Annotated in this window: 9 protein-coding genes; 5 read left to right on the plus strand and 4 right to left on the minus strand. The window is 49.2% G+C overall.

Features of this window, described 5'->3' with window-relative positions; translation table 11 throughout:
• The first annotated feature begins 60 nt into the window (after positions 1 to 60).
• Positions 61 to 1,278 carry a glucose-1-phosphate adenylyltransferase gene (gene glgC, locus AC6R1O_RS02085; protein WP_500656427.1) on the plus strand — a complete coding sequence of 406 codons (1,218 nt, stop codon included), beginning with the start codon at positions 61 to 63 and terminating at the stop codon, positions 1,276 to 1,278.
• Positions 1,279 to 1,448: 170 nt separating this feature from the next.
• Here glgC and AC6R1O_RS02090 read toward each other — a convergent pair whose 3' ends face one another.
• On the minus strand, positions 1,449 to 2,336 hold the full coding sequence (locus AC6R1O_RS02090; protein ID WP_487901479.1) for an AraC family transcriptional regulator: 888 nt from the start codon (positions 2,334 to 2,336) through the stop codon (positions 1,449 to 1,451).
• 144 nt (positions 2,337 to 2,480) lie between these two features.
• On the opposite strand from AC6R1O_RS02090, the gene AC6R1O_RS02095 reads away from it, so the two are divergent.
• A complete protein-coding gene (locus tag AC6R1O_RS02095; protein WP_500656428.1) occupies positions 2,481 to 3,629 on the plus strand; it encodes an iron-containing alcohol dehydrogenase in 1,149 nt (382 codons plus the stop codon).
• A gap of 56 nt (positions 3,630 to 3,685) precedes the next feature.
• Here AC6R1O_RS02095 and torS read toward each other — a convergent pair whose 3' ends face one another.
• On the minus strand, positions 3,686 to 6,571 hold the full coding sequence (gene torS / locus AC6R1O_RS02100) for a TMAO reductase system sensor histidine kinase/response regulator TorS (RefSeq protein ID WP_500656429.1): 2,886 nt from the start codon (positions 6,569 to 6,571) through the stop codon (positions 3,686 to 3,688).
• Positions 6,572 to 6,660: 89 nt separating this feature from the next.
• Between torS and torT the strand changes: the two genes are divergently transcribed.
• A complete protein-coding gene (torT, locus tag AC6R1O_RS02105) occupies positions 6,661 to 7,653 on the plus strand; it encodes a TMAO reductase system periplasmic protein TorT (protein ID WP_500656432.1) in 993 nt (330 codons plus the stop codon).
• Positions 7,654 to 7,678: 25 nt separating this feature from the next.
• A complete protein-coding gene (locus AC6R1O_RS02110; RefSeq protein ID WP_487901476.1) occupies positions 7,679 to 8,134 on the plus strand; it encodes a methylglyoxal synthase in 456 nt (151 codons plus the stop codon).
• A gap of 76 nt (positions 8,135 to 8,210) precedes the next feature.
• Here the strand turns inward: AC6R1O_RS02110 and AC6R1O_RS02115 are convergent, their stop codons facing one another.
• A complete protein-coding gene (locus AC6R1O_RS02115) occupies positions 8,211 to 8,852 on the minus strand; it encodes an HAD-IA family hydrolase (RefSeq protein ID WP_500631269.1) in 642 nt (213 codons plus the stop codon).
• A 169-nt stretch (positions 8,853 to 9,021) separates the two neighbouring features.
• On the minus strand, positions 9,022 to 9,528 hold the full coding sequence (locus AC6R1O_RS02120; RefSeq protein WP_500631268.1) for a GNAT family N-acetyltransferase: 507 nt from the start codon (positions 9,526 to 9,528) through the stop codon (positions 9,022 to 9,024).
• 172 nt (positions 9,529 to 9,700) lie between these two features.
• On the opposite strand from AC6R1O_RS02120, the gene AC6R1O_RS02125 reads away from it, so the two are divergent.
• A partial coding sequence (locus AC6R1O_RS02125; protein ID WP_500656430.1) for a CreA family protein occupies positions 9,701 to 10,031 on the plus strand: 331 nt, incomplete at its 3' end.

Here is a 10,031-nt window from a genome sequence, read left to right on the forward strand (position 1 = left end):
TTCGGGTTGGCTCGGTTCTTGATACCCCAGTAGTACCCCCGCACTATTATGGAGAATAGTATGCAAGACGCTCTCACGGTCATTCTCGCTGGAGGAATGGGCTCTCGTCTTAGCCCCCTCACGGACGATCGCGCAAAACCTGCCGTTCCTTTTGGCGGAAAGTACCGTATTATTGATTTCACCCTAACCAATTGCCTACACTCTGGACTTCGGAAAATCCTCGTCCTTACCCAGTACAAGTCTCACTCATTACAAAAACATCTACGAGATGGCTGGTCGATTTTTAACCCTGAACTTGGCGAGTACATCACCGCCGTTCCACCTCAAATGCGGGGTGGTGGTAAGTGGTATGAAGGCACCGCTGATGCAATCTACCATAATCTATGGCTTTTGAGCCGCAGCGATGCCAAATATGTCATCGTCTTGTCGGGCGATCACATCTATCGCATGGATTACGCGGAGATGCTCAAAGAACATATCGACAAGAACGCGAAGCTGACGATTGCTTGTATGGACGTCCCGCGCAGTGAAGCCTCAGCCTTTGGCTGTGTCTCTGTGGGCGAAAGCGGCCGCATCGACGATTTTATTGAGAAGCCGCTAGATCCGCCATCACTGCCGGGCAATGATACGCGTAGTCTTGTGTCGATGGGCATCTATATCTTCGATATGGAAACCCTGACCCGCTCTCTAGAAGCGGATGCCAAAGATAGCCACTCTTCACACGATTTTGGCAAAGACGTCATTCCAAAACTCATCCAAGAGCAAGGCGTCTACGCTTATAACTTCTGCAACGACAAAGGTCGAGTTGACAGAGACTGCTACTGGCGAGATGTCGGTACTATCGACTCCTTCTATCAGGCCAATATGGATTTACTCGAACCCGTTCCCCCAATGAACCTCTATCAGGCAAACTGGCCTATTCGTACTTACGAGTCCCAGTTTCCTCCGGCACGGACCGTCTCCTCAGCCACAGGCAACGAGGGTATTTTCATTAATTCGATCATTGCCAATGGCGTGATCAACTCCGGTGGCTCAGTGCATCATTCCATTATCTCGCCCAACGTGCGTATTAACGACGGCGCCACTATCGCTGGCAGCATCTTGTTTGATGATGTTGAAGTGGGTGAAGGCTGCCGCTTGGTCAACTGCATCGTTGATAAGCACGTCCGAATCCCCGCCAACACAGAAATTGGCGTCGATGCGAAAGAAGATGCCAAGCGCTTTAAGATTTCATCAGACGGGATCGTGGTGGTGCCAGAGAGTTACAGTTTTTCGTAAAAAAAAGCCTCTAACCTAAGTTAGAGGCTTCACTCAGAGATTGACTAGATCTCCTATAGGGGTAGGTGACAAATCTTCGATTTGTTGAGAGTTATTATCACCTATTTGCGATCGGATTAACACAGCAAATTGCGTGCGATTCACTTTCCCCTTTTTAGAAGATGGCTTGGTTACGCCGCTAAAGCGCCAGCACGAGGTGTTTCGTTAAAATGGCGCTTGTACTCCCGTGAGAATTGCGAGGTGCTGTTGTAACCCACTCGCCTTGCGGCTTCACTGACCTTCAATCCATCAAGATGAATCAACTCTTTCGCTTTGTTTAGGCGCACCTTTTTAATGTACTGAATAGGGGTTTCTAACGTCACGGAGCGAAACGCTTGATGAAAAGCGGAAATGCTCATGTTCGCCGTCTCAGCCAACCCTTGAACAGTGAGTGAGTCATGGTAGTGATGATGCACATACTCGAGCGCTTTGGCGACGCGCGCGTAATGCCCTTCGTGCTTGGCTAAATCGAACAACACATGTCCTTCACTGCTCATTAGCGCTCTCAGTGCCAACTCTTCAGTTAGAGACTCACCTAACAGAGCGCTCTCTACAGGATGACAAAGTGCCTTCATGATTCGACAACTCACGTCCATCATATCGTTGTCCATACTCACTGAAGAGAGCCCTTCACTGCGCGCAGGCGTCATCGCCTTTGGCTGAACGTTTAGCTCTTCAAGCTTATTGACTAAACGGTGCAGCACTTGAGGATCGACATCGACCGTTAACCCCATCAGTGGCTTTCCAGCATCAGCGATCGCTTCACATTCAAGGGGGAGCGGTACACCCACCACAAGATAATCATCACCACCATATTTAACGGGCTTGTCGCCTAGATAGATATGTTTTGTCCCCTGCCCCAATATGATCACGCCTGACTGGTAGACCAAAGGTTGGCGTTTGTTCCCCTTGGAGCTTCGATAAAACCACACGCCTTCAATGGCGGTACCGACTACCCCTTCCAAATCGTCAAGGCCATTTTGCTCAACGTATTGCTCCATCCAATCCACCAGCGTCATCGCTTACCACCTATTCACTCAAGCAATATAAGTAGGATTAGGCAAAATAATTGCAGAATTTCGCCTTTATCCCATCTCATTTGATTACTATTATGCACACATACAAAATCAATACTATCCCAATAACACAAGAGGGTAATGTCAATGCAATTCACCTATGTTAATCCAACCAAAATTTTATTCGGTCAAGGTCAAATCGCGAACATCGCTGCGCAAATTCCTACAGACCAAAAAGTACTCGTGATCTACGGTGGTGGTTCCATCAAGAAAAATGGCGTGTATGACCAAGTCGTCACGGCACTCAACGCGCATTCTTGGGTTGAATTCTCCGGCGTTGAGCCAAACCCAACCAAAGAAACACTCGACAAAGCGGTAGCGATCGTTAAAGAGCAATCGGTCGATTTCATCTTAGCTGTGGGTGGTGGTTCAGTGATTGATGGCTCTAAATACGTCGCTGCTGCTGCACACGTTGATGGCGACGGCTGGGATATTCTGACAGGTAAACACCCTGTCACTTCGGCCACACCACTTGCTGCGATTCTGACCCTACCAGCGACTGGCTCTGAGTCAAACTCAGGCGCCGTGATCACTAAAGCGGAAACGCATGATAAGTTGGCATTCATGTCACCTTTCGTGCAGCCTAAATTTTCTGTGATGGACCCGGACGTAATGAAAACCCTACCGGAAAAACAGTTGGTCAACGGTATTGTTGATGCGTGGGTACACGTCTGTGAGCAGTACATCACCTACCAACATGGCGCTATGGTTCAAGATGGCTACGCAGAAACATTGTTGAAAAATCTAAAACAGCTCGGTGAACAATTTGCTGACCGTGACAACGATCAGTGGCGCGCAAACCTGATGTGGACGGCCAACCAAGCGCTTAACGGCTTGATCGGTGCAGGTGTCCCGCAAGATTGGGCAACGCACATGATTGGTCATGAGTTTACGGCGCTTTGGGGTGTTGACCACGCACGTTCACTGGCGATTGTGCAACCTTCCCTACTGCGCAACCAGTTAGCGGCGAAAAAAGGCAAACTCGAGCAGATGGGCATCAACGTCTTTGGTCTAGCTGCCAGCGACAACCTTGCCGAAGAGACGATTCAGCACATTGAAGCCTTCTACCACTCACTCGGTGTGTCAACACAGTTTGATGAGTATCAGGCAGATAAAGGCGCGGCCGTTGACAGTGTCGTATCACAACTAGAGAGCCACGGCATGTCGGCGCTCGGTGAAAACCAAGCCATTGACCTTAAGGCCAGTCGTCAAATTCTTGAAGCGGCGATCGCCTAATCAAAACGCTTAATAACGCAAAGAGCAGCAAACGCTGCTCTTTCTAATTCCTTAACCTATTCACGCTTCTCCGATCTTTCCTTTAAATAAGCCTGCAATGCTTGCAAAGACTTATCGACCTCCTCACGAAGTCCGATGATGTCGTTACCCATTTCGCTCGGCGAGTTTTCCCATTGGTGACAAAGTACTCTCAGTTGCTCCAAGCCCAAGCTGGCAGCAGAGCCTTTCAATTTATGTGCGATGTCAGACACCTCGCTAGGATGATTTTCGACGAATGCCTGTTCCAGTTGAGTTAACGATGTCCGGGTAGTGCGGGCAAAAAGATCGGCGAGTTCTTGTACTTGGCTAAAACCCAACACCTTGATGTCGGTGTCAATCAGTTGTGTGTTCAATAGCTTGGGAGCCTCTGCATTTATAGGCGCGGGTTGGCGCGGCGTATCATCAACCGTTTCTCCCGTCATCAATGTATGAATCATGGCATCGAGGGCGTCTTTATCTAGCGGTTTGGGTAGATAGCCATCAAATCCCGCTTGCAGGTATCGCTCGACCTCTTGGTTGAACACGTGCGCAGACACCGCAATCATCTTTGTCTCGCAATCGGTGTCATGCTTCATGCTTTGCATTAAGTCCACACCACTGCCATCTGGAAGATTAATATCAATCAGCGCAATATCATAAGTATGAGCCTTAAATCGCGCGGCTCCCTTAGCGAGGGTGTCGACTGCGTCGGTGTGATGCCCGAGCGCTGCCAAAAATCCCTCAGCGACAAAGCGATTGACTTCATTGTCTTCTACCAGCAATACGCGAGCAGACGGTGTTGTCACTGTATGATTGTGTGAATCTTTGCGTGATGTCGCCCCTACAGGCATCGGCAAAGAAAAGTAGAAGCGGCTGCCTTGATTCTGATCCGATTCAAGCGCAATCTCGCCGCCCATCGCCCGCACAATTTTTTGGCTGATCGCAAGCCCAAGCCCTGTTCCACCCAGCTTGCCTTGTCCTTGATGCACTTGGGTAAACGCAGAGAAGAGCTCACTTTGATCTGGCTTGGCTATTCCTACGCCACTGTCACTCACATCGAACAAAACGTGCTCAGCTTTCGCTGGATCATTGGCGATATACACATCAATGTAGCCACTGTCAGTAAACTTAACCGCATTCGCCACCAAGTTATTCAGCACTTGGCTAAGACGCGTGCTGTCGGCAAACACGCTCTCGGCGACATCGCTTTCAACCGTATATGAGAGTGACAATCCTTTAGCCAACGCGTCGGCCTGATGCAGCGCCACTACATCTTCCACCATAGCGCGGATAGGGAATGACACCGGACGAATCTCCATATGCCCGGCCTCAATTTTACTGTAATCGAGCACATCATTAAGTATTGCCAGCAAGGTTCGCCCACTGTGGGTGATGATGTCGACGTAACGCTGCTGCTGTTGATCAAGCAGCGTTTCTGTAAGCAGCCTCGCGGTGCCGAGAACTCCGTTCATCGGCGTTCGAATTTCATGGCTCATGGTGGCTAAAAAGGCGGATTTCGCTTGGCTGGCTTGCTCTGCTTGTGAACGCGCATCAGCATGCTGCTCCACTTCTTGATTGAGACGTTGATTGGCCGTTTGCAGTTGCTCAGTGCGCAATTCAACCTGTTCTTCCAGGTGGCTTTTATGTGATTCAAGCGCTTGTTTGGCTTTCGCTTCGCTGTCAGCCACCACTTTCAGCGCTTTGGCGGTGTCTCGGGCGGTCAGAATCGCGCGCCCCATCTCTGCTAACTCATCCTTACCACGCACCTCAAAATCCACATTAAGATCCCCTTTAGAGATCGTGAGCAGTGCGGTCGAGTAGTTATCCAAACGTTTGAGCACGGATTGATATACAACGCGCCAGACAATGAGTATGGCCACCGCTAAGCCAAGCGCGGTAATAATCGCCAAGAGCCACTGCGCATAGCTCAACGTGCCTTTAAGCCGTTCAACCGCTGTAGTAGTCGAGCGGTTGGATTGATCCACTAGATGTGTCACTGTCGAGTTGAGCTGAGAAAATTGATCAAATGTAGCTTGGAGCAGCGCCTGTGCGGCAAGCTCATTTTGGTATCGCTCAAGCAATAGCGTAAATACCGATTGTCGCTGCGCCAATTGTTCCAGTAAGTCGGCCATTTGCTGTGAGCGAGTGGGATCTTCGACTCCCATAACCCGTCGCTGCATAATCTCGATGTTGTTCTGATAAGCGGATTTGACGGCCTCAATACGCTGCGCATCATTCATGGTCCGCGACTCTTCGATTTGATTGAGCAATCGAAACGCCAGCAGATGCAGTTCGTGCAAACGTTCAGACAAATCCATGTCCACTTCCACCAGCGCATCCAGCGCTTGGTAGGCATCCGTGAGCTTGTTTTCACCAAGCAGATTATAGATATGCGTCACGTTGGCCACCGCGATAGTACTGGTGTTTGCCACTTGGGTGCGGGTGAGCTCTTCAAGCTCCGTTGCAAATTGGCGCATCTCCCTCGTATCTGCCGAAAGTTGCTGGTTAAAGCTCAAACGCTTTTCCACCACGACGCCCAGTTGCACTACGTTATCAATCACCTGCTCGACATCGATTTCTAACTGTTCCAATAAGGTTGAATCAAACGCCTCTGCGCCAAGTTGTTTAATGTGCAATAACAAAGATTCGAGCTGTGTCAGTAGCGCTTGACCGGAGTCACGATGTTGCTGAGCGGTTTTCGCGTTCGATAAGGTATGGACAGATGAGAGAATACGAGCGCTGAGCTCCGATACTTGCCGCGCTTCCACCATGGAGGGAATTGCCGTATTGACCACGCCGCGCTCGGTTTTCGCCACCATAGAAAAGCCCGCCATGCCGATCAGCGCCGAGATGACAACCAGCAGCCCCATTGCGACAAAGGCGAATAAGAGCGTACGCCCAATGCTGGCCTTGGCTAGTAACATAACAAATCATCGCTTCTGTACACCGAAATATTGGGTTATATTTTGCAAGGTTTATCACGACTTTACCAATGAATTGCTTAATGACTTTGATCCCAACACTGAAATCCTCTCTGCTGCTTGGTGCGCTGTTTGTATCATGGTCATCGGTGGCGATTGCCTCACCCGTGTTTAAGATCTGCGCGCTTTATCCGCATCTAAAAGACTCGTACTGGCTGTCGGTCAACTATGGCATGGTGCAAGAAGCCCAAGCGAAGAACGTGACACTGAAAGTACTGGAAGCGGGCGGCTACCCCAATCAAAGTAAACAGGCCGCTCAGTTGCAACGCTGTCGAGATTGGCAAGCCGATGCGATATTGCTCGGTACCGTTGCCCCAGACATCTATTTGGGCAAATTAGCGCAACTCTCTGCCGATATCCCGGTTTTTGCCACCATCAATCAGTTAGACAGTGCCGAGCACGGCGATGACGTCTTGCTTGGCGAGGTCGGAGTTGATTGGTATGAGATGGGCTATTTCTCTGGCGAGTTTTTGGCAAAACGTCACCCGAAAGGCAGTGGTCATGTTAACGTCGCGGTGCTTCCCGGCCCCGTGGCAAGTGGTGGCACCAAACCTGTGATGCAAGGCATCGAGGCTGCAATTAAAGGCAGTGATGTCACTATCACCGGCGTGTATTGGGCAGACAACGACAAAGAGCTGCAACGCAATTTAGTTCAGCGCATAACAGAAAACCGCGATATCCATTACCTAATTGGCAGTGCGGTCGCGATTGAAGCGGCAATCAGTGAGTTGCGCCTCGGCGGAAAGAGCGCGCATATCGGTCTTGTCTCTACCTACCTCAGTCATGGCGTCTATCGCGGTTTACTTCGCAATAAAGTGCTGTTTGCACCGAGCGATCAGATGGTGTTGCAAGGTCGTCTATCGGTTCGTCAAGCGGTTCAATCTCTCAAACAAGCGCCTTTTGACAGGCATATTGCGCCCGATATTGTTAAGCTAACGCCCAATCATTTACCACGTTCGGTTATCGAAGCCTCGCTGTCTCCATCCGAATACCGACCCATTTTTAATGTCTTAGCTAAAGAATAACGATTCATAATCAGGAAGAACATTCATGGAAAAAACAACACGTACCCTACCTGCACACAAACACATTGCGCTGGTCGCGCATGACAACTGCAAGCCAGAGTTGCTGCGCTGGGTAACGGAAAACAAAGAAAAGTTACAGAGTCACTTTCTTTATGCCACTGGCACAACTGGCACCATGCTAAGTAAACAGACCGGCCTTGCCATTAAGAGTATGATCAGTGGCCCGATGGGCGGGGACCAACAGATCGGCGCCCTCATTTCGGAAGGGAAAATCGACATGCTGATTTTCTTCTGGGATCCACTCAACGCGGTTCCACATGACCCAGATGTCAAAGCGCTATTGCGTATTGCGAGCGTATGGAATATTCCCGTTGCTACCAACCGCGCAACGGCCAAGTTCCTGTTTGAGTCGAGCTTACTTGAGAAAGAAGTGGACATTGAGATCCCTGACTACCCGGCGTATCTGGCCAAGCGTACCTAACGCCTTCATTCACCTAGTTCGCTTATCAAGTATTCAGCCTGCCACCGTCGCAGGCTGTTTTTGTCTATCGATCGCTTCACATCAAGGTGGTCAGTTCGCGTAAATCGTGAATTTTGGGCAGGGCGTGCTCATGCACTCGATTATTGACGCCCAGATAGTGAACAGTTTTAATCCCCGCTCGAATCCCTGCCTCTAACCCTTTGACTGTGTCATCAACATAGACACAATTTTCTAAGCGAAATCCCATGGTCATGGCAGTATATAAAATCAGATCCGGTTCAGGTTTCCAACTGTTGGTATCGAACGCAGAGAAAATCTTATTCTCGAAATGAGGGTAAAGTCCTGTCAGCTCAAGCGATCGGCGGATTTTACTTTTTGGGCCATTTGAAGCCACACAGTACTCAATCCCTTTCGCTTCGAGCTGCTTCAAAAGCTCGGTGGCACCGGGCGAGGGCTTTAAATGACGTTCAAACAAGTCATCTAGCCGCTCACGGTAAAAAGGTTCTAGTTGATCAATTGAAATTCGACAGCCAAGGCGCTCATTCGTTGCTGCTAAAATGTCAGCCAACTTCCCCCCTTCAAAATGGGCTAAGGCATCTTGAGTAGAAAGCCCAGCACCAAAATGATGAAACGTCTCACTCAGCGCTTGGCAACACAGCTTCTCGCTGTCGATTAGCGTTCCATCACAATCAAATATCACGCATTGGGTTTCTGACATAGCCGCACACTCTGTTAATTCGTTAAACAAAATAGTAAACGAGCGGCCACGATTTGAAATGCGTCACTTAACACTTTAAGTGACAAGGGAAGGGTTTTGCTGAGAACCCTCGCACGCGTCACGAATGGTAGGTAGAATAAATGATGAAGATAACGACTATCTCGTGCGCTTAATGTGCGCTGTGTTCAGCATATACAGCATCACATTGATTGAGTTCAAGTTTACTCACTATCGCTGCAATCAGATCAGAACGCTTGTATTCCGGCTCCACCACGACATCTGAAACCAAAGCAGCACCTTGATGCGTGGTCACCAACGCTGCGCCAACGGGTTGATTACCTTTAAACGCAACGATCAATTGGCAAGGCGCTGAGTAGATGATCTGAGTGAAAAACTCAACAATCCACTCCCTGTCTTGTTGGCTTTGCCACTGTTTGGCCTGTTGCAAGGCAAACATCACGGTCATGCGATGAAAATCCGCCACAAACACATCTTGCTCACTGAATTCGTCTAGAGACAACTCACTGAGATCAAGCAAGTGTGTCTCTCGCTCTGAAGCGCGTGCTTGATAAAGTTCGTGCCCTTTGAGGCTCTCTGGCGTTGGAAATTCAACGTCCACTTGGCTGGCAAGCCATTGGTTTTTCATCTCGGTGATGGCAGAGGCGGTATTGGGCATGGGATATCTTTTAACGTCATGAGTCTTATCGTCATGAGCTTAACGATAAGATCATGATGCGACAAGTTTTTCATTGAACTATTGGCTGCTTGAGCATAAAACAGATAAGCTTGGTTCATAATTAGCTCGACAATCACAAAACTCAACCATTATTTAAGAAAGGATAGCGGCCATGCGGATAAAATTACTTGGCGTTGCCATGGCTTCACTGCTGCTCACCGCGTGTGATAGCAACGAAGTGGGTGACGTTTCACTCGGTCTATTTACATTGAAAGACATTAAGATCACCTCACTGCAAGATGAGGTGGTGACAGGCGTGACCTGCCACATCGCATCCATTGAAGCGAATCTTAGCCTCTCCGATCCAAGCGACAGTTCCATTTCATGCCGTCAAACCGGCGAAATCACCACGGATATGATTGCAAAAATCGATAAGAGCGCGTCGGGTGAAGTGGTGTTCAAAAAGTCAAAAAGCATCTTCTTCAAAACCATGAAAGTGCGCC

This window comes from Vibrio sp. R11-SG3-ISO3-SZ, from assembly GCF_059834345.1.